This is a genomic window from Burkholderia sp. BCC0397, from assembly GCF_902832865.1.
Taxonomy (GTDB): Bacteria; Pseudomonadota; Gammaproteobacteria; order Burkholderiales; family Burkholderiaceae; genus Burkholderia.
On the sequence record NZ_CADFDL010000004.1, the window covers coordinates 1 to 23,718 of the forward strand.

Annotated in this window: 22 protein-coding genes and 1 pseudogene; 11 read left to right on the forward strand and 12 right to left on the reverse strand. The window is 64.0% G+C overall.

Annotated elements, in window-relative coordinates:
* From HWX03_RS14100 to dnaA, 4 genes and pseudogenes are all read right to left on the reverse strand, one after another.
* Positions 1-183: pseudogene (locus tag HWX03_RS14100) on the reverse strand (IS256 family transposase); the annotation flags it as partial.
* A gap of 69 nt (positions 184-252) precedes the next feature.
* On the reverse strand, positions 253-2,727 hold the full coding sequence (gene gyrB / locus HWX03_RS14105; RefSeq protein ID WP_175823064.1) for a DNA topoisomerase (ATP-hydrolyzing) subunit B: 2,475 nt from the start codon (positions 2,725-2,727) through the stop codon (positions 253-255).
* A gap of 193 nt (positions 2,728-2,920) precedes the next feature.
* On the reverse strand, positions 2,921-4,027 hold the full coding sequence (gene dnaN / locus HWX03_RS14110) for a DNA polymerase III subunit beta (RefSeq protein ID WP_059232862.1): 1,107 nt from the start codon (positions 4,025-4,027) through the stop codon (positions 2,921-2,923).
* 169 nt (positions 4,028-4,196) lie between these two features.
* Positions 4,197-5,774 (reverse strand): chromosomal replication initiator protein DnaA, encoded by a 1,578-nt coding sequence (dnaA, locus tag HWX03_RS14115; RefSeq protein WP_217445451.1) that lies wholly within the window; start codon positions 5,772-5,774, stop codon positions 4,197-4,199.
* A gap of 421 nt (positions 5,775-6,195) precedes the next feature.
* Between dnaA and rpmH the strand changes: the two genes are divergently transcribed.
* The 4 genes from rpmH to yidC all read left to right on the forward strand — a co-directional run bounded on the left by rpmH (position 6,196) and on the right by yidC (position 8,819).
* Positions 6,196-6,330, forward strand: a complete 135-nt coding sequence (gene rpmH / locus HWX03_RS14120; RefSeq protein WP_004198824.1) for a 50S ribosomal protein L34 — start codon at positions 6,196-6,198, stop codon at positions 6,328-6,330.
* Between the two features lie 15 nt (positions 6,331-6,345).
* Positions 6,346-6,807 (forward strand): ribonuclease P protein component, encoded by a 462-nt coding sequence (gene rnpA, locus HWX03_RS14125; protein ID WP_031401531.1) that lies wholly within the window; start codon positions 6,346-6,348, stop codon positions 6,805-6,807.
* Positions 6,808-6,882: 75 nt separating this feature from the next.
* Positions 6,883-7,149, forward strand: coding sequence for a membrane protein insertion efficiency factor YidD (gene yidD, locus HWX03_RS14130; protein WP_006750110.1), 267 nt, complete (start codon positions 6,883-6,885; stop codon positions 7,147-7,149).
* 8 nt (positions 7,150-7,157) lie between these two features.
* Complete coding sequence (yidC, locus tag HWX03_RS14135) at positions 7,158-8,819, forward strand: membrane protein insertase YidC (protein WP_175871627.1); 1,662 nt, start codon at positions 7,158-7,160, stop codon at positions 8,817-8,819.
* A gap of 119 nt (positions 8,820-8,938) precedes the next feature.
* Here the strand turns inward: yidC and HWX03_RS14140 are convergent, their stop codons facing one another.
* A complete protein-coding gene (locus HWX03_RS14140; RefSeq protein WP_006489946.1) occupies positions 8,939-9,373 on the reverse strand; it encodes a transcriptional regulator in 435 nt (144 codons plus the stop codon).
* A gap of 337 nt (positions 9,374-9,710) precedes the next feature.
* On the opposite strand from HWX03_RS14140, the gene mnmE reads away from it, so the two are divergent.
* Complete coding sequence (gene mnmE / locus HWX03_RS14145; protein ID WP_175871628.1) at positions 9,711-11,105, forward strand: tRNA uridine-5-carboxymethylaminomethyl(34) synthesis GTPase MnmE; 1,395 nt, start codon at positions 9,711-9,713, stop codon at positions 11,103-11,105.
* A gap of 517 nt (positions 11,106-11,622) precedes the next feature.
* On the opposite strand, the gene HWX03_RS14150 is transcribed toward mnmE, so the two are convergent.
* The 5 genes from HWX03_RS14150 to HWX03_RS14165 form a co-directional block, all read right to left on the reverse strand.
* Positions 11,623-12,480, reverse strand: coding sequence for a DUF6402 family protein (locus HWX03_RS14150; RefSeq protein ID WP_175871629.1), 858 nt, complete (start codon positions 12,478-12,480; stop codon positions 11,623-11,625).
* 998 nt (positions 12,481-13,478) lie between these two features.
* Positions 13,479-13,604 (reverse strand): hypothetical protein, encoded by a 126-nt coding sequence (locus tag HWX03_RS37225; protein WP_256097665.1) that lies wholly within the window; start codon positions 13,602-13,604, stop codon positions 13,479-13,481.
* Between the two features lie 150 nt (positions 13,605-13,754).
* Positions 13,755-15,113, reverse strand: a complete 1,359-nt coding sequence (locus HWX03_RS14155) for a sensor domain-containing diguanylate cyclase (RefSeq protein WP_175871630.1) — start codon at positions 15,111-15,113, stop codon at positions 13,755-13,757.
* 109 nt (positions 15,114-15,222) lie between these two features.
* Complete coding sequence (locus HWX03_RS14160; RefSeq protein WP_174430695.1) at positions 15,223-15,471, reverse strand: DUF2795 domain-containing protein; 249 nt, start codon at positions 15,469-15,471, stop codon at positions 15,223-15,225.
* A gap of 116 nt (positions 15,472-15,587) precedes the next feature.
* Positions 15,588-15,758 carry a hypothetical protein gene (locus HWX03_RS14165; RefSeq protein ID WP_174390279.1) on the reverse strand — a complete coding sequence of 57 codons (171 nt, stop codon included), beginning with the start codon at positions 15,756-15,758 and terminating at the stop codon, positions 15,588-15,590.
* Between the two features lie 151 nt (positions 15,759-15,909).
* On the opposite strand from HWX03_RS14165, the gene speG reads away from it, so the two are divergent.
* The 3 genes from speG to HWX03_RS14180 all read left to right on the forward strand — a co-directional run bounded on the left by speG (position 15,910) and on the right by HWX03_RS14180 (position 18,048).
* Positions 15,910-16,467, forward strand: coding sequence for a spermidine N1-acetyltransferase (gene speG / locus HWX03_RS14170; RefSeq protein ID WP_174390278.1), 558 nt, complete (start codon positions 15,910-15,912; stop codon positions 16,465-16,467).
* Positions 16,468-16,956: 489 nt separating this feature from the next.
* Positions 16,957-17,304, forward strand: coding sequence for a hypothetical protein (locus HWX03_RS14175; protein WP_175823053.1), 348 nt, complete (start codon positions 16,957-16,959; stop codon positions 17,302-17,304).
* Positions 17,305-17,493: 189 nt separating this feature from the next.
* The gene (locus HWX03_RS14180) at positions 17,494-18,048 is read left to right on the forward strand and encodes a YaeQ family protein (protein WP_174430697.1); all 555 of its coding nucleotides are present in this window, start codon (positions 17,494-17,496) and stop codon (positions 18,046-18,048) included.
* 21 nt (positions 18,049-18,069) lie between these two features.
* On the opposite strand, the gene HWX03_RS14185 is transcribed toward HWX03_RS14180, so the two are convergent.
* Positions 18,070-18,483 (reverse strand): VOC family protein, encoded by a 414-nt coding sequence (locus HWX03_RS14185; protein ID WP_174430698.1) that lies wholly within the window; start codon positions 18,481-18,483, stop codon positions 18,070-18,072.
* Positions 18,484-18,912: 429 nt separating this feature from the next.
* Between HWX03_RS14185 and ada the strand changes: the two genes are divergently transcribed.
* From ada to gshA, 3 genes are all read left to right on the forward strand, one after another.
* Complete coding sequence (ada, locus tag HWX03_RS14190) at positions 18,913-20,004, forward strand: bifunctional DNA-binding transcriptional regulator/O6-methylguanine-DNA methyltransferase Ada (RefSeq protein ID WP_175871631.1); 1,092 nt, start codon at positions 18,913-18,915, stop codon at positions 20,002-20,004.
* Positions 20,001-20,960: an AlkA N-terminal domain-containing protein gene (locus HWX03_RS14195; protein ID WP_175871632.1), complete on the forward strand. Its 960-nt coding sequence runs from the start codon at positions 20,001-20,003 to the stop codon at positions 20,958-20,960. Before ada ends, HWX03_RS14195 begins: the two co-directional genes overlap by 4 nt.
* A gap of 466 nt (positions 20,961-21,426) precedes the next feature.
* Positions 21,427-23,040, forward strand: coding sequence for a glutamate--cysteine ligase (gshA, locus tag HWX03_RS14200; protein WP_175871633.1), 1,614 nt, complete (start codon positions 21,427-21,429; stop codon positions 23,038-23,040).
* A gap of 76 nt (positions 23,041-23,116) precedes the next feature.
* On the opposite strand, the gene HWX03_RS14205 is transcribed toward gshA, so the two are convergent.
* A complete protein-coding gene (locus HWX03_RS14205) occupies positions 23,117-23,434 on the reverse strand; it encodes a DUF4148 domain-containing protein (protein ID WP_175871634.1) in 318 nt (105 codons plus the stop codon).
* Positions 23,435-23,718 lie beyond the last annotated feature (284 nt).

The following is a 23,718-nucleotide window of genomic DNA, read 5'->3' on the forward strand; positions in this document are numbered from 1 at the left end:
CATATTCATCTCGGCGCCCATCGCGCGTTCGATGACTGCTTTGTTGAACGCCAGCATCAAATCCTGGACCTCGGTCGGCGTCATCGGCCCCTTGACCAGTTGGTCCAGCAGCTCCTTGGGCAGTTCAGGCAGCGGCCCGCGGGCCGCTGCCTGACGCGCTACGGTTTGCCTCTTCTTCTTCATCGACATATCCATGACTTTTGCCTCTCATGATATGCCCCGCCCACAAAATGACGGATAGGTCCGAAAAAATCAAACGTCAATATTCCCCGCCCGCAACGCATTCGACTCGATAAATGCCCGCCGCGGCTCGACATCATCCCCCATGAGGGTAGTAAAGATCCCATCCGCAGCAATCGCGTCTTCGATCTGCACACGCAGCAGACGCCGCACTGCCGGATCCATCGTCGTTTCCCACAGCTGCCCGGGGTTCATCTCGCCGAGCCCCTTATAGCGTTGCTTGGAGACGTTGCGTTCAGCATCGGCCAGCAGCCACTTCATCGCACTCTTGAAGTCGCCCACGGCCATGCTGCGCTCACCGCGCTTGATAACCGCACCTTCCCCAATAAGCCCCTTGAACGTATTCGCGGTGGTCACGAGTTGCTGATAATCCGCCGTGTGCTGGAATTCCTGGTCGATGACCGAAACCCGCACATTGCCGTGATGCGTCCGCTCGACATTCAGCGCCCGCTGTTCGCGAACCGGGTCATACGAAGGCACCACACGCACTTCGTTCTTCAGCGCTTCATCATGCAACGCAGCGTGCAGCGCTTTCGCCGAAGCCTCGGTAGAAGCCTCGTTGGAGAGATCGATCGCCACGCCATCCATGACGGCCTCGAGCGCGGCCGGGTCATACAACCGGCTCAACCGCTCGATCACGCTCTTCGACAGCAGGTACGACCGCGCCAGCTCCCCAAGCGCATCACCCGAAATCGCCGCCGCATTCTCACCCGGCACCAGCTCCGACCCTTGCAGCGCCAACCGCAGCATATGCGCGTTCAGCTCCACGTCATCCTTCAGATACCGCTCATCCTTACCCGCCTTGATCTTGTAAAGCGGCGGCTGCGCGATATACACGTACCCGCGCTCGATCATGTCCGGCATCTGGCGATACAGGAACGTGAGCAGCAGCGTCCGGATGTGCGCACCGTCGACGTCCGCGTCGGTCATGATGATGATGCGGTGATAGCGCAGCTTGTCGAGGTTGTAGTCTTCCTTGCCGATGCCGCACCCAAGCGCGGTCACGAGCGTGACGATCTGCTCCGACGACAGCAGCTTGTCGTAGCGCGCCTTCTCGACGTTCAGCACCTTGCCGCGCAGCGGCAGGATTGCCTGGAACTTCCGGTCACGCCCTTGCTTGGCCGACCCGCCTGCCGAGTCACCCTCGACGATGTAGATTTCGCACTTCGCCGGGTCTTTCTCCTGGCAGTCCGCGAGCTTGCCTGGCAGACCAACGCCATCGAGCACACCCTTGCGGCGCGTCATCTCACGCGCCTTCCGAGCCGCATCACGCGCACGCGCAGCCTCAACGATCTTCCCGCAGATGATCTTCGCGTCGATCGGCGTCTCCAGCAGGAACTCTTCCAGCGCCTTCGCGACAACTTCCTCAACCGGCGCGCGCACTTCGGACGACACCAGCTTGTCCTTCGTCTGTGAGCTGAACTTCGGCTCCGGCACCTTCACGGACAGCACGCACGACAGCCCTTCGCGCATGTCGTCGCCGGTCGTCTCGACCTTCGCCTTCTTCGCGATTTCGTTGTCGGTGATGTACTTGTTGATGACGCGCGTCATCGCGGCCCGCAGGCCGGTCAGGTGCGTGCCGCCGTCGCGCTGCGGAATGTTGTTCGTGAAGCACAGCACGTTCTCGTTGTAGCTGTCGTTCCACTGCATCGCGACTTCGACGCCCACGCCGTCCTTCTCGCCGGTGGCGAAGAACACCGTCGGGTGCAGGTTGGTCTTCGTCTTGTTGATGTACTCGACGAAGCCCTTCACACCGCCGGCGAACGCGAAATCGTCTTCCTTGCCCGAGCGCAGATCCGTAAGACGAATCCGCACGCCGTTGTTCAGGAACGAAAGCTCGCGCATCCGCTTCGCGAGGATGTCGTAGTGATACTCGACCGTGCCGAAAATGGTCGGATCGGCCATGAAGTGCACTTCGGTGCCGCGGTTCTCGGTGTCGCCGGTGACGAGCATCGGCGACACTTCCACGCCGTCCACTACTTCGAGCACGCGATCCTGCGCGACGCCGCGATGGAACTCCATGAAGCGTTTCTTGCCGCCGCGGCGCACGGTGAGGCGCAGCCAGCTCGACAGCGCGTTCACGCACGACACGCCCACGCCGTGCAGGCCGCCCGATACCTTATAGCTGTTCTGGTCGAACTTGCCGCCGGCGTGCAGCTCGGTCATCACGATCTCGGCGGCGCTGCGCTTCGGCTCGTGCTTGTCGTTCATCTTCACGTCGGTCGGAATCCCGCGGCCGTTGTCGGTCACGGAAATCGAGTTGTCGGCGTGAATCGTCACGTGGATGTCGTTGCAGTACCCGGCCAACGCTTCGTCGATCGAGTTGTCGAGCACCTCGAACACGAGGTGGTGCAGACCGGTGCCGTCCGACGTGTCGCCGATGTACATCCCGGGGCGCTTGCGCACCGCTTCCAGCCCCTCGAGGATCTGGATCGACGAAGCGCCGTAGCTGCTGTTATCGGGTTGCGAATTGTGCTGTTCACTCATGGATATCTTCCGGTTCTGCGAGGCCACTCTTGTGGCGGCGCGGTGCGTTTCAGCGAGGGAAATCGCCAGGCCGCTCCAGTTTCCTGGCCCGTCCGAGGTGCCGGGAAGGCACCTTAGGGACGGGTTGTCGGTTCGCCATAAAAACGCCAAAGGGGCTTGCCGCCCCCTGGTGTGTGTCGCGATGTCGAGCGCGTCAGATGCGCATCGGCATCACGACATACTTGAACTCTTCGTTCTCGGGCACGGTGATCAGTGCGCTCGAGCTGGCGTCGCCGAGGCTCACCTGCACGGTGTCGACCTTCAGGTTCGCGAGCACGTCGAGCAGATACGTGACGTTGAAGCCGATGTCGACGGTATCGCCCTGGTAGGCGATTTCGAGTTCTTCCTGCGCCTCTTCCTGATCGGCGTTGGTCGACATGATCTTCAGCTGGCCCGGCGCGATGATGCAGCGCACGCCCTTGAATTTGTCCGAGGTCAGGATCGCCGCGCGCTGCAGCGAGCGCTGCAGTTCTTCACGGCCGATCTCGAACGTGTTCTTGTGCGCCTTCGGGATCACGCGCTGGAAGTCGGGGAACTTGCCCTCGACGAGTTTCGACACGAGCTCGACCTGGCCGAACGTGAACTTGGCCTGGGTTTGCGCGATGTCGATGGTGACGGTGTCGTCGATGTCTTCGAGCAGGCGCTGCAGCTCGAGAATCGTCTTGCGCGGCACGATGACTTCCTGGCGGCCGAACGTGCCGCCTTCGAGCTTCATCGACGAGAACGCGAGGCGGTGGCCGTCGGTGGCCACGGCCATCAGCTGGTCGCCGTCGACGACGAGCAGCATGCCGTTCAGGTAGTAGCGGATGTCCTGCTGCGCCATCGCGAAGTGCACCATGCCGAGCAACTGGCGGAACGACTTCTGCGGGACGGTGAGCGTTGCGCCGAAATCCTTCGCCTGCGCGACGGTCGGGAACTCGTCGGCCGCCAGCGTCTGCAGTGCGAAACGGCTCTTGCCCGATTGAACGGTGAGGCGCTTGTCGGCGAGCGACAGCGTGACCTGGCCGTCAGGCATCGCGCGCAGGATGTCGAGCAGCTTGCGGGCCGCGACGGTGGTCGCGATCTGGTCGCCGCCGACGCCGAAATCGGCGCGCGTGGTGATCTGCAGCTCCAGGTCGGTCGACAGGAATGAAACGTCCGGGCCGTTCTTGGTGATCAGCAGGTTGGCAAGGATCGGCAACGTATGGCGGCGTTCGACGATGCCGCTGACCGTTTGCAGCGGCCTGAGGAGGGTGTCTCGTTCGGTCTTGACCAGTTGCATAGAGTTCCTTCGTTGAGTAACGGCCTGCAGCGCAGCAGCCTCGCAGCGCCCCGCCGGCCGGGCTCTTGGCCCGCCACCACCGGGGCGGTCAAACCAGTATTGTGCCTCAAAACCGAACCGCCCCCCTTAAATTGGGGCGGAGGCCGAATTATCAAGCGCGCCCGCGCGCTCAGCCCTTCAGCGTCTGTTCCAGCACGTGCAGCTCGTGGTTGAGCTGCGCGTCCTTGCTGCGCTCGTCGGCGATCTTGCGCACCGCGTGCAGCACGGTGGTGTGATCGCGCCCGCCGAACAGCTCGCCGATTTCCGGCAGGCTCTTCTGCGTGAGTTCCTTCGCCAGGTACATCGCGATCTGCCGCGGCCGCGCGATGTTCGCGGGGCGCTTCTTCGAATACATGTCGGCGACCTTGATGTTGTAGAAATCGGCGACGGTCTTCTGGATGTTCTCGACCGAAATCTGCCGGTTCTGCACGGTCAGCAGGTCCTTCAGCGCTTCCTTGGTCAGCTCGATCGAGATCTCGCGGCCGTGGAACTTCGAATACGCGAGGATCTTGCGCAGCGCGCCTTCGAGTTCGCGCACGTTCGAGCGCAGGTGCTTCGCGACGAAGAACGCGACGTCTTCCGACAGGTTCACGCCTTCCGACTGCGCCTTGCGCATCAGGATCGCGACGCGCATTTCCAGCTCAGGGGGCTCGATCGCGACGGTGAGGCCCGAGTCGAAGCGCGAGATCAGACGATCGTCGATGCCCGAGATTTCCTTCGGATACGTGTCGCTGGTGATGATCACCTGCGCCTTGTTCGCGACGAGCGCCTCGAACGCGTAGAAGAATTCCTCTTGCGTGCGCGACTTGCCGGAGAAGAACTGGATATCGTCGATCAGCAGCAGGTCGAGCGAGTGGTAGTAACGCTTGAAGTCGTCGAACGCCTTGCGCTGGTACGCCTTCACCACGTCGGACACGTATTGCTCGGCGTGGATGTAGCGGATCCGCGCGCCGGCCTTGTCGAGCAGCAGCTGGTTGCCGATCGCGTGGATCAGGTGGGTCTTGCCGAGGCCGACGCCGCCGTACAGGAACAGCGGGTTGTACGAGATGCCCGGGTTGTCCGCGACCTGGATCGCGGCGGCGCGCGCGAGCTGGTTCGCCTTACCGGTCACGAAGTTGTCGAACGTGAGCACCGGGTTCAGCTTCGAACGTTCGTACATCGAATCGGCTTCGCCGCCGTTCGCGGGTGCGGCGCCGGGGCCCGGACGCCACGTGCGGCGGCCGGCCGCCGCTTCGTGTGCGGGCAGGCTCGGCAGGTCGATGTCGGCGTCGTCGGCGTTCAGGTGGTGTGCGGCGGCCGCCGACGGCGTCATCGGCACGTCGGCCGGCGCGCTGGGCGCCGCGGCGGCATGTGCGGTCAGGTTGGCGGCGATCGCGGCGACCGTCGCGGCCGGGCCGCCGGGAGTCAGCGGCGCGCGCGGCGCAGCCGGTGCGGCGCTCGCTGCGGCGCTGCGCATGCCGGCTTTCGGATCGAGAACGAACTGGACTTCGATCGGCGTGTTCCAGAATTCGCGGGCCAGATCGGCGATCCGCCCCGAAAACTGGCTCTTGACCCAGTCCAGCTTGAAGCGGTTCGGCGCGGCGATGGACAGCGTGTTCGCCGACGCATCGAAGGCCACCGGGGCCAAGGGTTTGATCCACGTCACGTACTGCTGGGGCGTCATCTCGCGCTCCAGCAGTGCGGAACAGTGTTGCCAGAAATCGTTCATCAAGTAGCTGTCGTTTTTTGCGTGCACAGCGCGGCTCGCCGGCGCCCTTGTCGCGGTCGCGCAACAAGGCCCGAAGCGGTCGTGCGAGCGTGCGTCGGACGCCTGCGTCACAGTCCTGGACGGGCAGGCGCGGGCCGAAGCGGCGTGCGGGATTCTTGGAGATAAGGCGAGATTCTAACGCCAAACGCGGCCACAGCGGGACTTATCCACAGGCTGGTTGTGTGGGTCGCGGGGCCGGATCGCCTGGGGCGTGCACAGGCGGCCGACTCCTAAGGTATTGACCGTCAAGAGAAAAACGGTTTAAATAGCGGGTTCCGCGAAAACCAATCCTGTATTCCCGGCGATTGCGTTCGCCCGAATGCCTCCGGTTAAGGGCACGCGGTCCCCTGAATTTCGACATTCTCGAACAAGTGAGAACATCATGAAACGTACTTACCAACCGTCCGTGACGCGCCGCAAGCGCACCCATGGCTTCCGTGTCCGCATGAAGACGGCAGGTGGCCGCAAGGTCATCAACGCTCGCCGCGCGAAGGGCCGCAAGCGCCTCGCCATCTAAGGCAGGTTGCGCGCTGTGTCCGCCGTCCGCAGTCCTGCGGAAGGTGCCGTCGAGCCGGGTGCGAATCCGTCGCAGACGAAAGCCGCCTTCCCGAAAGCTGCGCGACTTCTGAAAACGGATGAATTTTCATCCGTTTTTCGTTTGCGCCCCTGGCGGCGTTCCGCGCACTTCGTGATTTACGGCAAGCCGACCGGTCAGCCCGCGCGTCTGGGGCTCGTCATCGGCAAGAAGTATGCGCCGCGAGCGGTAACCCGTAACCTCGTGAAGCGGCTGGCGCGCGATGCGTTTCGCTTGCGCCGCGCCGAGTTCGCCGGTTACGACCTGCTGCTGCGGCAGCACACGCGCTTCGACAAGAAAGCGCTGCCGAGCGCGGCTTCCGCCCCGCTCGCGGCGATGTGCGCGGCCGAGATCCGCGAACTGCTCGACAGGGCAGTTCGGGAAATCGCCCGCCGTGCGTCGAAGCCCGCGTCCGAGTGACGCATCCGTGCCCGGTGCGGCGTTCGCGCCTGCCCGGCCGGTTTTGACGCGGCGTCGTACGGCGCCGCCCAAGGTATGGAAACGGTATTGATCGCCTTGCTGCGCTTCTACAAGGTTGCCGTGAGCCCGATGCTCGGCAACCGTTGCCGTTTTTATCCTTCCTGTTCGGATTACGCGCGCGAGGCAATCCAGTATCATGGCGCCGCGCGCGGCACGTATCTCGCCGTCAGGCGCGTGTGCCGATGCCATCCGTTTTCCGCGGGCGGCATCGACCTCGTCCCGCCGCCCAACTCCGACACTCGCGCTCGCGGCGAAGCCGACGCGCGGTCCCATCGACTCTGAGACAACGCATGGATATCAAACGCACCGTCCTATGGGTGATCTTCTTCATGTCAGCTGTCATGCTGTACGACAACTGGCAGCGGGACCATGGACGCCCGTCGATGTTCTTCCCGAGCGCCACGCACACGGCCCCGGCCGTTGCCGGCGGCGCATCGGGCACGGGCGCGACGACGACCGCAGGTGACGCGCCTGCCGCCGCAGCCGGCGCCGCACCGTCGACGACGGCCCCGGCCGCCCAGGCGCAGCTCGTGAAATTCTCGACCGACGTGTACGACGGCGAAATCGACACGCGCGGCGGCACGCTCGCGAAGCTGACGCTGAAGAAGCAGGGCGACGGCAAGCAGCCCGACCTGTACATCACGCTGTTCGACCACACGGCCGGCCACACGTACCTCGCACGCACGGGCCTGCTCGGCGGCGACTTCCCGAACCACAACGACGTCTACACGCAGCTCAATGCGGGCCCGACGTCGCTGACGGGTGACCAGAACACGCTGAAGCTGTCGTTCGAATCGCCGGTGAAGGGCGGCGTGAAGGTCGTGAAGACCTACACGTTCACGCGCGGCAGCTACGTGATCGGCGTCGACACCAAGATCGACAACGTCGGCACGGCGCCCGTCACGCCGACGGTCTACATGGAACTGGTGCGCGACAACACGGCCGTCGAAACGCCGATGTTCTCGCACACGTTCCTCGGGCCGGCGGTCTATACGGACGCGAAGCACTTCCAGAAGATCGACTTCAGCGACCTCGACAAGAACAAGGCGAACTTCGAGAAGGCCGCCGACAACGGTTGGGTCGCGATGGTGCAGCACTACTTCGCGTCGGCCTGGATCCCGCAGCAGGGCGTGAAGCGCGACATCTACGCTGAAAAGATCGATCCGACGCTGTACCGCGTCGGCGTGAAGCAGCCGGTCGCCGCGATCGCGCCGGGCCAGTCGGCCGATGTGCAGGCACGCCTGTTCGCCGGTCCGGAAGAAGAGCGCATGCTCGAAGGCATCGCGCCCGGCCTGGAACTCGTGAAGGACTACGGCTGGGTGACGATCATCGCGAAGCCGCTGTTCTGGCTGCTCGAGAAGATTCATAGCTATGTCGGCAACTGGGGCTGGGCGATCGTGCTGCTGACGGTGCTGATCAAGGCCGTGTTCTTCCCGCTGTCGGCCGCGAGCTACAAGTCGATGGCGCGGATGAAGGAAATCACGCCGCGCATGCAGGCGCTGCGCGAACGCTTCAAGAGCGATCCGCAGAAGATGAATTCGGCGCTGATGGAGCTGTACAAGACCGAGAAGGTCAATCCGTTCGGCGGCTGCCTGCCGGTCGTGATCCAGATCCCGGTGTTCATCTCGCTGTACTGGGTGCTGCTCGCCTCGGTCGAAATGCGCGGCGCGCCGTGGATTCTGTGGATTCACGACCTGTCGCAGCGCGATCCGTTCTTCATCCTGCCGGTGCTGATGGCCGTGTCGATGTTCGTGCAGACGAGCCTGAACCCGACGCCGCCGGACCCGGTCCAGGCGAAGATGATGAAGTTCATGCCGATCGCGTTCTCGGTGATGTTCTTCTTCTTCCCGGCCGGCCTGGTGCTGTACTACGTCGTGAACAACGTGCTGTCGATCGCGCAGCAGTACTACATCACGCGCAAGCTCGGCGGCGTCAAGAAGAAGCCGGCCTGACGCCCGTCGCATTCGCGGGCGGCCAGCCGCCCGCGATGCTCGCAAAAAAAGCCGCATGGTTCATGACCATGCGGCTTTTTGTTTCCTGGTGACGGCGGCTCGCGTGCGGTTGCTGCCGTTCAGGCCTTCTTCGCTTCGAGTTTCGGATCGCCGTAGAACTGCTCGACCAGTTCCTGTACGAGGTAGCGCTGGTGTGGAGACAATGCCTCGATCTTCGACGCGAGTTCGATCGTCTCGGGTGTCGGCGGATAGCGTTCGTCGCGCGGCAGCGGTTGCGGCGTCGGATGTTCGATCACGCTCGGCGACGGCCCGTAATGCAGCCAGTGCACTTCGACGCGCAACCATTCGGCAAGCGTTTCGAGTTTGTCCGACGTCGGGATCGTGCGGCCCGTCAGCCATTTGTGCGCGGTTTGCGGCGAAACGGGATGCGTTCCGCGGTGGCGCAGATTGAATCGGTTCGCCAGCTCCGTCGCGCCCGTGACCTTCTCCGGGCTGCGCCGCAGGGCGAATTTCAGGCGTTCCGAGAACGCGGCTTTTTCTTCGGATGTCGGCATGAGGAGATTGTGCAATTCCATCGCCGCGTCTCAGACAACCATATGGGATAAACATATCCTATTCGGACGAATCCCGCCCTTGGTCAGGATGCGGAATGAAATTGGGGGACGCAGTGCCAAGCCCCTCCGGCACGCATACTCGTCCGAAATGGCCGGGGTGCCACGACATCGGACTCATACTCGGCTTATCCCCGGCGGGATAAATTCGGGCGAGTCCGAATCCGGCGTTGCGGCCGGTGGCGTGTGAGCCGGCACGCTACAATGCCGGCGTTCCGATGCCCGAACTGTTGCGCGGGCGCACCATTGACTCGCTGATTACCCGATTTCTCCGATTCCCATGCTCGCTACCGATTCCGATCCGATCGTCGCCATTGCCACTGCTGCCGGCCGGGGCGGCATCGGGGTCGTCCGCGTGTCGTTCGGGCGCGGCGGCGAGGCGGCCGCGCTGCCGCTGATCGACGCGTTGTGCGGGCAGAAGCTCGCGCCGCGTCATGCGAGCTACGTGCCGTTCCTCGACGCGTACGGCGCGCCGCTCGACCGCGGGATCGCGCTGTATTTCCCGGCGCCGCATTCGTACACCGGCGAGCACGTGCTCGAGCTGCAGGGGCATGGCGGGCCGATCGTGATGCAGCTGCTGCTGCAGCGCTGCCTGGATGCGGGGCGCGGCTTCGGGCTGCGGCTCGCGGAGCCGGGCGAGTTCACGCGGCGCGCGTTCCTGAACGACAAGCTCGACCTCGCGCAGGCCGAGGCCGTCGCCGACCTGATCGAGGCGAGCACCGAGGCGGCGGCGCGCTCGGCCGGGCGTTCGCTCGACGGCGCGTTCTCGCGGCAGATCCATGCGCTCGTCGAGGACGTGATCACGTTGCGGATGCTGGTCGAAGCGACGCTCGATTTTCCGGAAGAGGAAATCGACTTCCTCGAAGCGGCCGACGCGCGCGGCAAGCTCGCTAGGATCCGCGAACAACTCGCGCACGTGCTCGGCGATGCGCGGCAGGGCGCGCTGTTGCGCGAAGGGCTGTCGGTCGTGCTCGCGGGGCAGCCGAACGTCGGCAAGTCGTCGCTGCTGAATGCGCTGGCGGGCGCCGAGCTGGCGATCGTCACGCCGATCGCCGGCACGACGCGCGACAAGGTGGCGCAGACGATCCAGGTCGAAGGGATTCCGCTGCACATCATCGATACTGCCGGGTTGCGCGAGACGGAGGATGAAGTCGAGCGGATCGGGATTGCGCGCACGTGGAGCGAGATCGAGCGCGCGGATGTCGTGCTGCATCTGCTCGATTCGCGTACGGGGATGACGCCGGACGACGGGACGATCGCGGCGCGGTTTCCGGCCGGCGTGCCGGTGGTGCGTGTGCTGAACAAGACGGATCTGACCGGCGTGGCGGCGAGCGTCGAGCATCCGGCGGCGGAAGGTGACCTGACCGAGGTGCATTTGTCGGCGAAGCGCGGCGACGGGATCGACATGCTGCGCGCGGAGCTGTTGCGGATTGCGGGGTGGCAGGCGGGCGCCGAGGGGGTGTATCTCGCGCGCGAGCGGCATCTGATCGCGCTGCGGGCCGCGCAGGAGCATCTCGCGCAGGCGGCGGATCATGCGGAGCAACGCGCTCAGTCGCTTGACCTGTTTGCCGAAGAGCTTCGGCTTGCGCAGGAACAGCTGAATGCGATTACCGGGGAGTTCACGTCGGATGATCTGCTGGGGGTGATTTTCAGCAGGTTTTGTATCGGGAAGTAAAAAAAAGAAAAGATAGTGGGTCGAGAGCGCCACAACCTTTTCCAAAGGTGAACGTGTCGACCTCGGGATGTCGACCTTTACGCGAGCCGTGACAGAGCGCTTTCACAGGTGTGGACGGACTGCTAATAGTCTATCGACGAGCGACGGGGGCAGTGATACATAAACAGAGGTATCGCCGCCATCGCCTTTTGAAAAGGACACGTATACGTCGCTATAGCTATGCCAAGATATTTCTGGAGTAGGCGTGTCAAATGTATGCTGTGCCAGCAATTTACCGGTTGTTGCCCGGTATACACGGGCAACGTATCGTGAATTTCCGCCCGGAACCCGAGTTAGAAGGCATAGTTCGGCAGTATATGTTCCATCGGGGGATGTCGATCCTGTGCACTCGTTACCGCGAGGCGTTCGATCAAAGAGAAAGAATCCAATGAGCGCCATAATAGACAATGTGCGAATCGATTTGAAAAATTTCGTCATAATTCTCGAGGGCGTTGATCTTTTTTTGCCGTGTTGTTGATCATAGATGGATTTTTATGGTTGGGGAAATCGGTATGTATCGTTTGTCGGAATAAATGACAAAATCACCTCCCCTGTTGTGCAACTTGGCCCATTTTCTAAAATCACGATTCTCGACTGGATAGTAGACATTTCCTTTGCTCAGTGGGTCGCCTCTGGCTACGGCGTATTTAACATATGGAAGGTATTCTGAATTCAAGAGCGCTGCGGCGACAGTATATGGTACGACAATGACGCCATTGCTGCTCCAGTGGCCCAAGTATTGAGACGGTTCGTCGGGTTTGTCTGTGAATGTATAGTTATCTTTTACATACACCCATACGCCAGTCACTTCTGCTGTTGTTCTGCGTGATTCTACGTCCCACGAAAAGCGGGCGCTTCCGAGCGCCGCATATATATTGAATGATCCGAGTGCCCCAGACAAATCGTCGGGTGCCCCATTGTTGCGAAGTCGTGCGTCCAACAGAGTTCCTATTTTTTGCCCAAACGTACCATCAACCCTCGCGTACTGGAATTGAAAGCGGCGATGTAGCTCGCGTATGTCGTTTCCGCAGATGTCTTCGGTATAGAGTCTCGGGGGGCCATCCTTGTGCGGGAGTAGCTGCTTGTAGAGCTCATCTCGTGAGTTGGGGCGTTGAATGAGCTCATTGACTAGAAGGTCGAATTGTGTTTTTGCTCGTGGAAAATGAAGAATCCAATCCAATTTGACGGTGGACGTGTCATACATGTCAGCCGGGTAAGGTTTCCCGCTCTGATTGATTTCGGCTCGCTCGTCTGCGGTGGTTGGTGAATAATTTAACTCGCCGGAAAACCATCGATCCATGAGTCGAGCAGAGACGGGGAGATATAGCTTGCGCATCGCCGCGGGTATTTCTTGGATGTCGAACGCGGGGGGGGGAGGTGTCATTTTTTAATTTTATTGCTGCAACAGGATTTGGCGGGTTTGGCGCATTGAGCCACGCTTGAAAGCGTGCTAGTGCCCTGCCTGCTCTTTCTATATCATCCACCAATTTATCAAGCGAATCGCGCTTTGGGGCTGCGGGTATGGGTTTACTTTTTGTCGCGTTCGGTTTCGGTTGCGCTGGAGGCAGTGGTGCGGGTTTGTCCATCGACACCGCTATGTTCGGGACAATCTTGCATCCGTCTGCCCCGTCATGAAGACGCCATTGCCAGAAAAATCTATTGATTGTGAAATATGGAATTTTTTCATTGCTTGAGGACATTTCAGTTTTCGATTCCGATTGATGTTGGGAGGCTTGAATTGCGCCCACCACGGTAGCGCAGCCAGGCGACTAAAATCAATCGGACTAGTTCGAAATTCTGGTGTCGTGGATGTGAAATTGGTTAGGTATTGCGAGATCGCGTCTGTCGCGCAATAACTATGCAGATGTGATTCGTCATCCGTATGAATACGAGGATCAGAGTCGTTATTTCTTGATGTTGTTATTTTAAAATGGGAGCGAGCGTTGAGATGAACATCTCGTAGCGCCGTCAGTCCCGAATCGGGGGCGGAGCAATACGAATGGGATCAACGAAGTATCGTGCGGGGGTGATTTCCGGTCGCCGCCACGTATCAACAGCGCTCGACTATGGGGCGAGCGGCCTCCGATACACCGTATCCGCTCAGTTGCATGGCTTGCGGACTGATAGAAGGGGTGTTCTGCGAGGCCTGCACCAAATCGCTTTCCGTGCTGCGATGGTTCCTGAGAAATGCTGGGCGCCCACGAGGGTTGCTCCGCCCGCGGTTCGGTTCAGGACGTCGTTAAAAAAGACAACTTCCGAAGCATCCAGATCTTCGGCGACAACGAGCCTACTTCGACCGCTACTACCTTATCTGCGCAAAATCCAAAACCGCCATCAATCCCAATGACGATGATGATGGTAATACCCACCCCCACCGTAATACCCGCCACCGTCAGGCACGACGATACAGCCGCTCAACAACACGGCGACGCCGGCAATCAGTAAAAGGGCCTTCTTCATCGCGTTCACCTGCTCGGGTTCAATATGAAACCCAGCATAGCGAGCGGCCCCGGCCCAGGCTGTAAGCGATCGTTTCCCCGCGCCGCAATCCGTAACGGCGGATTATTCCGGTCACAATGACCGTAACAATTAGCCAAAACAGCAGACGTTTCAGGCGACGACGACCCGGTTTCGCCCCGTATCCTTCGCCCGATACAGCGCAGCATCGGCGGCTTCGATCAACGCGTCCGTTGTCGACAGATCGTCGGCCGATACGGTCGCGCAGCCGACGCTGACGCTCACGCGCCCGGCCGGCGAGTCGGGCATCGCGAGGTCGAGCCGCAGCACGGCTTCGCGCACTTCGTCGGCCACCACCCGCGCACCGCGCGCGCCCGTGTTCGGCAGCACGATCGCGAACTCCTCGCCGCCGTAGCGCGCGACGATATCGGACGGCCGCCGCACCGCGCCTGCCAGTGCATTCGCGACGGCGATCAGGCATGCATCGCCCTTCACGTGACCGAACGCGTCGTTGTACGCCTTGAAGTGATCGACGTCGACCATCAGCAGCGACAGCGGTTCGCCCTGCCGCCGCGCCTGCAGGAACAGCGTGTGGAAATGGTCGTTGAAGTGGCTGCGGTTGAACGCGCCCGTGAGCCCGTCGCGCGCGGAAGAGCGGATCAGCGTCGCGTGCGCTTCGAACAACTGCTGATACAGCATCGTCACTTCCCACGCCAGCACGCACACGAGCACGCCGGGCGTGAACATGCTGAACACGCGCGCGACATACCAGCCGACCGTGAAGCGGTTGGTGCTCAGCAGGTTCAGCGTCGTGTCGGTGAGGCACGCGAGCACCGCGATCGCGAGCCACAGGTCGAGCGTCGTGCGCAGCCGGCCCGTGACCAGCACGGCCACGAGCGCGAGCACGTTGAGGATCCATACGACGAGCGCGATGCCGTTGACGGGCAGCACGGCTGCGTCGCGAGGCGGATGGAACGCGGGCGGCAGCGACACGTTCAGCGCGAGCGCGCACAGGAGCGCCGCCGCGACGGCCGGGCCGCCGACGAGCGCGACCGTCCAGCGGCGCGTCTCTTTCTCGCCGACCGGTGCGCGCGTCAGCCGCTCGCGTGCGAACAGCGCGGCCATCACGAAGCACGGAAAGCCGGCATGCCAGAAGATCCACATCCATGCGGCGCTTTGCGGGCGCGCGCCGAGCAGGCCATGCGGCGCGAACACGCCGGGAAAGGTGAGCAACTGCAGCGCGACGGCGAGCGCGGTGAACGCATAGGCGCCGCCGAGCGCACCGAGCACGGGCTGGCGTGTCACGGTGAACTGCGCGCCGAGGAAGAACGCCGCGATGCTCGCGGTCGTGAACACGGTGAGCGCGCACATCGGCATGAACGGTTCGACGGCCGGCAGCGCGACGTTCGCGTGCGGCGCGGCGATCCCGAGCGTGAGCAGGATGACGAGCGCCGTCAGCGCGCCGAACCACAGCTGACGTTGCGTCGTGTGCTGGATCAGGATGCCTTCCATGGAGTCCCCCGGACACGCGAGCGGAAACGCCCGATCTTGCGCCGGGCGGCACGCATCCGATCGCGGCGCGACCGGTGCGGTCCGATCCTATCTCGTTATTGGCATCCGCTCAAATGCCGAGCCCCGGACCGAAGTTGCCGGCGACGCAGCGCGTGACGGCGTCGACGTCCGCGTAATCCTGTTCGGGCAGGCCGTCGAGCATCGACAGCACCTCGTTGCTGGCGCCGGCATCGCGTGCGGCGTCGACGATCGCATCCTTGTTCGCCGGATAGCGGACGGCCGCCAGCACATCGGCGATCTGCAGGTCGATCGTTTCGTTCGGGATATCGTGCGGAGGGAGGTCGGGCTTGTCGTTCACGTCGGCGTCTCGCGGGTTGGGCGGGAATCGGGTCGAAGCGCAAGGGGCGTGCACCGCCTGTTACCCGGCCCGGGGTGGCCCGGCCGGCGCGTGCTGCGGATCGACGATGATCGAAGTCAATGCCCGCGTCGCACGTGGCGCCACGGATGCTTCCAGTCGATGTGCGGTGCGTTCTCGTCGCGCGGATGCTGGCGGCGATGCTCCTGCCAGAGTTCGTCGGAAAACAGCGCTGCCACGATGACGAGCGGCAGCACGAGGAAAATTCCGAGTATGACTTGCTCGAACACGATAGCCTCCTTGCGGTGGCAGGAACCCTTGCTCCCATTCTAGGCTCTGAACTGCGCCCGCGTTCAATTTCTTACAGTGCGAAACGCGCCCGAACGCGGCCGCGCCGCGCGGGTGTTCCGCACGCGCGCCGGCATCAAAAAGGACATGAACATGCAACTCCAGAACGATACCAACACGCTCGCGCTGCGGCCGCTGGAGCGCCAGGACCTGCGCTTCGTCCACGAGCTGAACAACGACGCGAAGATCATGCGCTACTGGTTCGAGGAGCCGTACGAAACCTTCTCGGAACTGTCGCAACTGTATGACCGCCACGTGCACGACCAGCGCGAGCGCCGGTTCGTCGCGGTCGATGCGCAAGACGAACTGGTCGGCCTCGTCGAGCTGATCGAGCTCGACTACATCCATCGCCGCGGCGAGTTCCAGATCATCATCGCGCCGCAGTGCCAGGGGCGCGGCTACGCGGGCCAGGCGACGCGCCTCGCGATCGAGTACGCGTTCAAGGTGCTGAACATGCGCAAGCTGTACCTGATTGTGGATACGTCGAATGCGGCGGCGATCCATGTGTACGAGAAATGCGGATTCCAGCACGAAGCCGAATTGAAGGAAGAATTTTTCGGGAATGGCGCGTATCACAACGCTTATCGCATGTGCATCTTCCAGCGCGATTATTTCGAGCACCAGCAAACCGGGCTGAATAAAGCAGGGTAAACGCCACACGGGTAAAAGGCGCTTGCGGCTGGGCTTCGCGGGCGCCGAATGGATGCGGGGAACTACGGATAAATACGGATGCGCTTATACCTGGCATTTTTCTTGTATCAGGTAAATGCGATTCCGCGCTGCGGTAAAGTCGAATCGTTTCGGATGACTTTATGTGCAACGCATCAAAATGGTCAGGATAGTGAAATGGATTATCCAAACCGTTCAATCGTCGCATTGTAATTCTGCTGAAAGCCTTGCCGGGTAATGCTTTCCGCCCGGCGGCGCGGGCTGGCGCGTCGTTCGGCAGCGCTTGCCGCCCGCGCGCATCGCACCAAAAGCGGGCTGCGCACGGGGTGCGACAATCCGCCGCTATTGCGGTCGCACAACAAATGTGCTTGCTATCGTTTGCCGGTCCCCTAAAGTGAAAAATGTGGGTTCACGATCACCTTTAAACACATAGCTAACCCAGCCTGGTGCCCGCAAGCCTGGAGACAGAACATGATGAAGCGTACCGGTGTCCTTTTTGCCCTTGTCGGCGCATTTTGTGCTGTGTCGATCGCCCAGGCCGGCGGCGATTCGGCCGTCAAGCCGAAGCAGGAAATCCAGCTGACGAAGAATGCATGGGGCTGCCTGTCGAAAGACAATCTGGACTCCGTACTGAGTCACGAACGTGACGGCAAGTCGCAGGCGAAGCAGCAGTACTTCGACGACTTCCGCTGCCTGTCGGTGCCGGAAGGCCAGCGCTTCCGCGTGGTGTCGGTCGACCAGGGCGACGTGCAGTTCGTCAGCGCCGACAACAGCGACCAGCAAGGCCTTTGGGCCGATTCGCGCTTCGTCAAGCAGTAATCGTCCATTCACCGCGCCGTCGCACGACGCGCGAGCGCGCCGGCCCGACGAGCCGGCGGCGCGAACCGAACACGGCCCGGCCCATGCCGGGCCGTTGCGCTGTGAATCGCGCATGACGCACGCCGGACGGCGCGCATTCGGTATCATCACGGCCCGACCGAACCGAATGCCCGCCCGGGCCGCATCCGCATGGCGCTGAAATCCACGATCTACAAAGCCGAACTGCAAATCGCCGACATGGATCGGCATTACTACGCCGATCACGCGCTGACGGTGGCGCGCCACCCGTCGGAAACCGACGACCGGATGATGGTGCGCATCGTCGCGTTCGCGCTGTTCGCGCACGAGCGGCTCGAATTCTGCAAGGGACTGTCGGACGTCGACGAGCCGGACCTGTGGCAGAAGGACCTGACGGGCGCGATCGACGTGTGGATCGAGGCCGGCCAGCCGGACGAACGGCGCATCTCGAAGGCGGCCGGCCGTGCCGGGCAGGTCACGGTGATCGCGTACGGCGGCAAGACGTCGGAGATCTGGTGGCAGGGCGTGCGCAGCAAGGTCGAACGGCTGCGCAACGTGCAGGTGCTGTCGCTCGACGACGGCGTCGCGGCGGCGCTCGGGCAGCTCGCGGAGCGCACGATGCGCCTGCAGTGCACGGTGCAGGACGGCACCGCATGGATCTCGAGCGCCGACCACGATCCGATCGCGGTCGAGTGGACGGTGCTGAAGGCGCGCGCCAACGCGTGACGGCTCGCGCGCCAGCCGCGTTCAGCCGAGCGCGGCCGGCGGCCCCTTGAATTCGACCATGTTGCCTTCGGGGTCGAACAGGTAGATCGACGGCCCGTAGCCGCCGGCGCCGTAGCGTTCCGCCGGCGCGCCCGGCCGCGCGCCATGCGCGGCGAAATGGGCGATCAGTGCGTCGGGATCGAACGGCTCGACGCGCAGGCACAGGTGATCGAGATTGCGCCCGGTGCCGGGCGGCCCGCTGTCGGGGCGGTCGATCGGGCCGCCGACCGTCAGCAGGTCGATCAGCGCGTCGCCCGCGCGCAGTTGCACGAGGCCCAGATCGGGCTGTTCCTTCTCCACATGGCAACCGACGGCGTCGCAGTAAAAGCGCGTCATTGCCGCCATGTCGGTCACGCGCAGCACGATGTGGTCGATTCCGCGGATGGCGGGCTTCATGGGCGGGACTCCTTCGCAGTCGACGAGCATCGAGTGTAGACGCATCGCGCCTGCGCTGCCGGCCGGAACGCGGCACAATCGACGGACGAAAAAAAGCCCGTTCACGCAGAGCGGAACGGGCTTAATCCATATCAGGAGGAGACATGGAGGAGACAGTTCCAACTATACACACGGCGATGGTGCGACGCAATATTCCGATTGCAAAAAAACGTCAGGACGACGATTTGTCGCATCCGCACTGCAGCAAAATGGTGACGAAACGATGACGAAAACCGCGCTGGAGCGGCCGCCGCGCGGGTTTCGTCGGATGTGTTTTTATGGATGCGGCCCCGATTCGCCGGCACGAATCACAGAGCAAGATTCAGGGCGCGACGGCATGTGCCGATGTCTAGAGTAGGCACCATCTACACTAGAGAGTGCGAGGTTCAGATGAAAACCGCCTATCCGACCGACGATGCCTGCTGGGGCGCCGTGACCGAACGCGATCCGCATGCGGACGGCGCGTTCTTCTATGCGGTCAGCACGACCGGCGTGTTCTGCCGCCCGACCTGCGCGTCGCGGCAGCCGCGCCGCGAGAACGTGTCCTTTTTTGCCGATCCGGCGGCCGCGCGCGCGGCCGGCTTCCGGCCCTGCAAGCGTTGCCAGCCGGAAGGGCTGCCGCGCGAGCTGGAAATCGTCAATCGCGCGTGCGCGGTGCTCGATGCGCACGCCGAGCGGCTCACGCTGCAGCAGTTGAGCGATGCCGTGCACGTGAGCCCGTTCCACCTGCAGCGGCTCTTCAAGCGCGTGGTCGGCGTGTCGCCGCGGCAGTACCAGGCCGCGCAGCGCGGCGCAGCGCTGCGGCAGGCGCTGCAAAGCGGGCAGCCGGTCACGCAGGCGGCCGTCGACGCGGGTTTCAACTCGCCGTCGCGGTTGTATGCGTCGGTGCCGCGCGAGCTCGGGATGGCGCCGTCCGCATTCCGCCGCCAGGGCGCCGGCCTGCGGATCGACTATGCGACCGCGCCGACGTCGCTCGGCACGGTGCTCGTCGCCGCCACCGAACAGGGCATCTGCCGGATCGCGTTCGGCGACGACGCGGCGTCGCTCGTCGGCGAGCTGAAGGACGCATTCGCGCGGGCCGAACTGGTCGAATCGTCGGCGCGACTCGCGCCGTTCGTCACGCAGATCCGCGCGTACCTCGACGGCACGCGGCATGCATTCGACCTGCCGCTCGACATCGCGCCGACCGCGTTCCAGCAGCGCGTGTGGGAAGCGCTGACGCATATCCCGTACGGCGAAACGCGCAGCTATTCGGAGATCGCCGAGGCGCTCGGCTCGCCGCGCGCGGTGCGGGCGGTCGCGTCCGCGTGCGCGTCGAATCCGGTCGCGCTCGCGATCCCGTGCCACCGCGTCGTGCAAAAGGGCGGCGCGCTCGCCGGCTATCGCTGGGGCGTGCGCCGCAAGGCGACGCTGCTCGCGGCCGAGGCGCGTCATGTTCACAACGATGAAGCCGAAGCCGAGACGGAGGGCAGTGCGGTTTGAGCATCGAGACGACAACGATTACGTCCCTCGCGAACGGCGGCCTCGTGCCGCCGTCCGCGCAGATGGAACTGCGCTACAAGGCGCCGTACGACTGGGCGCGCGTGCTGCGCTTCTTCAGCGGGCGCGCGATTCCGGGCGTCGAGCAGGTCGCCGACGGCGTGTATCGCCGCATCGTCGATCTGCACGGCGATGCGGGCCGGCTCACCGTCACGAAACACCCGCGCAAGCATTGCCTGATCGCGACCGTCGAAGGAGCGGTCGCGCGCCATGTCGACGATGCGTTCGCCGCGCACGTCGCGACGATGTTCGACCTCGGCGCCGATCCGGCCGCGATCGGCGGCGGGCTCGCGCGCGATCCGTGGTTCGCGCCGCTCGTCGAGGCCGCGCCGGGGCTGCGCGTGCCGGGCGCGTGGTCGGGGTTCGAGCTGGCCGTGCGCGCGATCGTCGGCCAGCAGGTGAGCGTGAAGGCCGCGACGACGATCGTCGGCCGGCTCGTCGAACGGGCCGGCGAGCGCGTGATTCCTGAAGACGACGGCGCGCCCGCGTGGCGTTTTCCGACGCCCGACGCGCTGGCCGCGTGCGATCTCGACAAGATCGGGATGCCCGGCAAGCGCGTGGCGGCGCTGACCGGCGTGGCGCGCGCGGTGGCGGCCGGCAACGTGCCGGTCGATCGCGCGCATGCCGATCTCGCGACGCTGCGCAGCGCGTGGCTCGATCTGCCCGGCATCGGCCCGTGGACCGTCGAATACATCGCGATGCGCGCATGGCGCGACCCGGACGCATGGCCGGCCTCCGATCTCGTGCTGATGCAGTCGATCGCCACGCGCGACCCGGCGCTCGACCGGCTCACCAGCCAGAAGCGCCGCACGGAGGGCTGGCGGCCGTGGCGCGCGTATGCGGCGCTGCATCTGTGGAACGAAGTGGCGGACCGGGCGGGCGGCGCGCGCGGCGGGTAAGCGCGGCGGCCCGCGGCCGGGTGCGACCGCAAGGCGGCAGCGCTGCAACCCGTTGCGCAAGCGGTGCCGGCATGCGGCAAGCGCCGGCGTGACGCGGCCCGTCACGGTGATTCCACGTATCCGGCGCCGGCCGGATGTCGCGCGTGCGATGCCTGCACACGCGTCGTTTCGCGATCCATTCAGCGGCACGGTTGCACCTGCCGCCACCCGTTTGCCGTTCGCGTTCCGTCCGACGAATTCCGCCGACCGGCGTGCCGATCGGCTTCGCCCGGAACCGGTGATACCGGCCGGGACTGCCCGCGCCCGGCCTGTCCGATGGCCCGCTCAGGCCCGCGCGCCGTGCCCGGAGCCACCTCAAGCGCGGCTTTCGGCGAGATGTTAAAGTGCCCGCTACCAACGAAGCGACCAACAATCCAGCCGGCCGCGCGCGGCGTTCTGCGCGCGGCCGTCACGCACTTGCGTCTCCATGTCGAACACCATGACTCACCGCCAGTCCGAACTGCTGCTGAATCGCCTCGACGCGCTGAGCTCGGGCCAGACGCGGCAGCATCTGCCCGACGGCCTGCGCGGCATCGAAAAGGAAAGCCTGCGCGTGACGCGCGACGGGATGATCGCGTTCACGCCGCATCCGCGCGCGCTCGGTTCGGCGCTCACGCATCCGGCGCTGACGACCGACTATTCCGAAGCGCTGATCGAACTGATCACGCCCGCGGAGCGCGACGCCGCGCTCACGCTCGAACGCCTCGACGATCTGCATCGCTATGTGTATGCATCGCTCGGCGACGAGATGCTGTGGAACGAGTCGATGCCGGGCCTGCTGCCGGCCGACGACCAGATCCCGATCGCCAACTACGGCACGTCGAACATCGGCCGCCTGAAGACGGTGTACCGGCGCGGTCTCGCGTACCGTTACGGCCGCACGATGCAGTGCATCGCCGGCATCCACTACAACTACTCGCTGCACGAGGAAGTGTGGCGGCGCCTGCATGCGGAAGAAGGGTCGACGGCGACGCTCGTCGATTACCAGTCGGAACGCTATCTCGCGCAGATCCGCAACTTCCGCCGCCGCAGCTGGCTGCTGATGTACCTGTTCGGCGCGTCGCCGGTGCTCGACACGAAGTTCCTGCGCGGCAAGCCCCACAAGCTCGACACGTTCGACGCCGATACGCTGTACCGGCCGTATGCGACCAGCCTGCGGATGAGCGATCTCGGCTACTCGAACACGACGGCCCAGGCCGCGCTGCACGTCGACTACAACACGCTGCCCGGCTATCTCGACGCGCTGTCGAAGGCCGTGAGCGAGCCGTATCCGGCGTACGAGGCGATCGGCACGCATCGCGACGGCGAGTGGATCCAGATCAACACGAACGTGCTGCAGATCGAGAACGAGTTCTACTCGACGATCCGGCCCAAGCGCGTCACCTATTCGGGCGAGCGGCCGCTGCATGCGCTCGCGTCGCGCGGCGTGCAGTACATCGAAGTGCGCTGTCTCGACATCGATCCGTTCGAGCCGACCGGCATCGCGCTGGAGACCGCGCGCTTCATCGACGCGTTCCTGCTCGCCTGCGCGCTCGACGAAAGCGCGCCGCTCGACTGCGACGCGTACAAGGAAGCGAACGCGAACTTCGGCAGCGTGACGCTGGACGGCCGCAAGCCGGGGCTCACGCTGACGCGCGATGGCCAGCCGGTCACGCTGCAGGCGTGGGCGGACGCGCTGATGGCCGATATCGAAATCGTCGGCCGCCGGCTCGACGAAATCCGCGGCGGCGACGAGCATGCGCGCGCGATTGCCGTGCAGCGCGAGAAGCTCGCCGATCCGGAGCGCACGCCGTCCGCGCGCGTGCTGCGCACGATGCGCGAGAACGGCCAGTCGTTCCTCGCGTTCGCGCTCGCGCAGAGCGAAGCGCATGCCGCGCATTTCCGCGCGCATCCGCCGTCGGCCGAGACGCTGCGCGCCGAGCAGGCGCTGGCCGCGAAGTCGCTGGCCGAGCAGGCCGAGCTCGAAGCGAAGGAGGCCGGATCGTTCGACGCGTTCGTCGCCGCCTATCGCGCCTATACGCTGAACCGCTTCAGCGTGTGACGATCGCGCATGCGGCCGGCGCAGGGTGCGCCGTGCCGCGATGCGATTGCAATCCGGTTTCGTCAGTGGTCAATGATCAGTGATGCGCGTACGTGCCGCGATCGGCCGCGTGCGGCAGCGCCGGCTTGCCCGATTCCGCGTTGGCCCGGCCGTCGCTGCCGTAACCGGCGGCGACGCCCTCACCGCGCGCCTGAGCGGCACGCTGCATGATCGCCTGCATGTTCCCCGGAAAGTCGGGACTGCTTGCGAGGCTCGTCCGGTAGCCGGCGGCCTGCAGTTCCACGAGTTCCTGGCGGACCTGCGCGCGCGTGAGCGTCGACGCGGCTTGTGCGTGAGCGGCGAACGCCGCGCCGATCAGCATGAACGCGCATGCCGCGTGTTTCATCGTCTTCATCGTGTTTGCTCCGTGAGGTTCCGGTGCCGCGCCATCGCCGGCGCGGCCGGAAACGATGCAGCCAGTCTAGGCTTCGGACGCCAAACGAAACATCCTCGCGGCTGGCAGTCACCTTTTCCGGTCGCGCAACATTGCGCGGCCACCGGTGAGCCGGCTGCGACGGGTTTTCTGTCGAACGCGACAGCTGCGCGCCATCTGCCGGTCATCGCGCGGTGGCCGGTTCGCATCGGCTCGCCCGCATCGGGCTTCTCCCCCTTGTACAAGCGCGTCGCGCCTCCTAACCT

Bases quoted from the DNA above. Each gene is read 5' to 3' on its own strand.
- gyrB (WP_175823064.1), bottom strand. From the start codon at position 2,727: ATGAGTGAACAGCACAATTCGCAACCCGATAACAGCAGCTACGGCGCT.
- dnaN (WP_059232862.1), bottom strand. From the start codon at position 4,027: ATGCAACTGGTCAAGACCGAACGAGACACCCTCCTCAGGCCGCTGCAA.
- dnaA (WP_217445451.1), bottom strand. From the start codon at position 5,774: ATGAACGATTTCTGGCAACACTGTTCCGCACTGCTGGAGCGCGAGATG.
- rpmH (WP_004198824.1), top strand. From the start codon at position 6,196: ATGAAACGTACTTACCAACCGTCCGTGACGCGCCGCAAGCGCACCCAT.
- yidD (WP_006750110.1), top strand. From the start codon at position 6,883: ATGGAAACGGTATTGATCGCCTTGCTGCGCTTCTACAAGGTTGCCGTG.
- yidC (WP_175871627.1), top strand. From the start codon at position 7,158: ATGGATATCAAACGCACCGTCCTATGGGTGATCTTCTTCATGTCAGCT.
- HWX03_RS14140 (WP_006489946.1), bottom strand. From the start codon at position 9,373: ATGCCGACATCCGAAGAAAAAGCCGCGTTCTCGGAACGCCTGAAATTC.
- mnmE (WP_175871628.1), top strand. From the start codon at position 9,711: ATGCTCGCTACCGATTCCGATCCGATCGTCGCCATTGCCACTGCTGCC.
- HWX03_RS14150 (WP_175871629.1), bottom strand. From the start codon at position 12,480: ATGCGCAAGCTATATCTCCCCGTCTCTGCTCGACTCATGGATCGATGG.
- HWX03_RS37225 (WP_256097665.1), bottom strand. From the start codon at position 13,604: ATGAAGAAGGCCCTTTTACTGATTGCCGGCGTCGCCGTGTTGTTGAGC.
- HWX03_RS14155 (WP_175871630.1), bottom strand. From the start codon at position 15,113: ATGGAAGGCATCCTGATCCAGCACACGACGCAACGTCAGCTGTGGTTC.
- speG (WP_174390278.1), top strand. From the start codon at position 15,910: ATGCAACTCCAGAACGATACCAACACGCTCGCGCTGCGGCCGCTGGAG.
- HWX03_RS14175 (WP_175823053.1), top strand. From the start codon at position 16,957: ATGATGAAGCGTACCGGTGTCCTTTTTGCCCTTGTCGGCGCATTTTGT.
- HWX03_RS14180 (WP_174430697.1), top strand. From the start codon at position 17,494: ATGGCGCTGAAATCCACGATCTACAAAGCCGAACTGCAAATCGCCGAC.
- HWX03_RS14185 (WP_174430698.1), bottom strand. From the start codon at position 18,483: ATGAAGCCCGCCATCCGCGGAATCGACCACATCGTGCTGCGCGTGACC.
- ada (WP_175871631.1), top strand. From the start codon at position 18,913: ATGAAAACCGCCTATCCGACCGACGATGCCTGCTGGGGCGCCGTGACC.
- gshA (WP_175871633.1), top strand. From the start codon at position 21,427: ATGTCGAACACCATGACTCACCGCCAGTCCGAACTGCTGCTGAATCGC.
- HWX03_RS14205 (WP_175871634.1), bottom strand. From the start codon at position 23,434: ATGAAGACGATGAAACACGCGGCATGCGCGTTCATGCTGATCGGCGCG.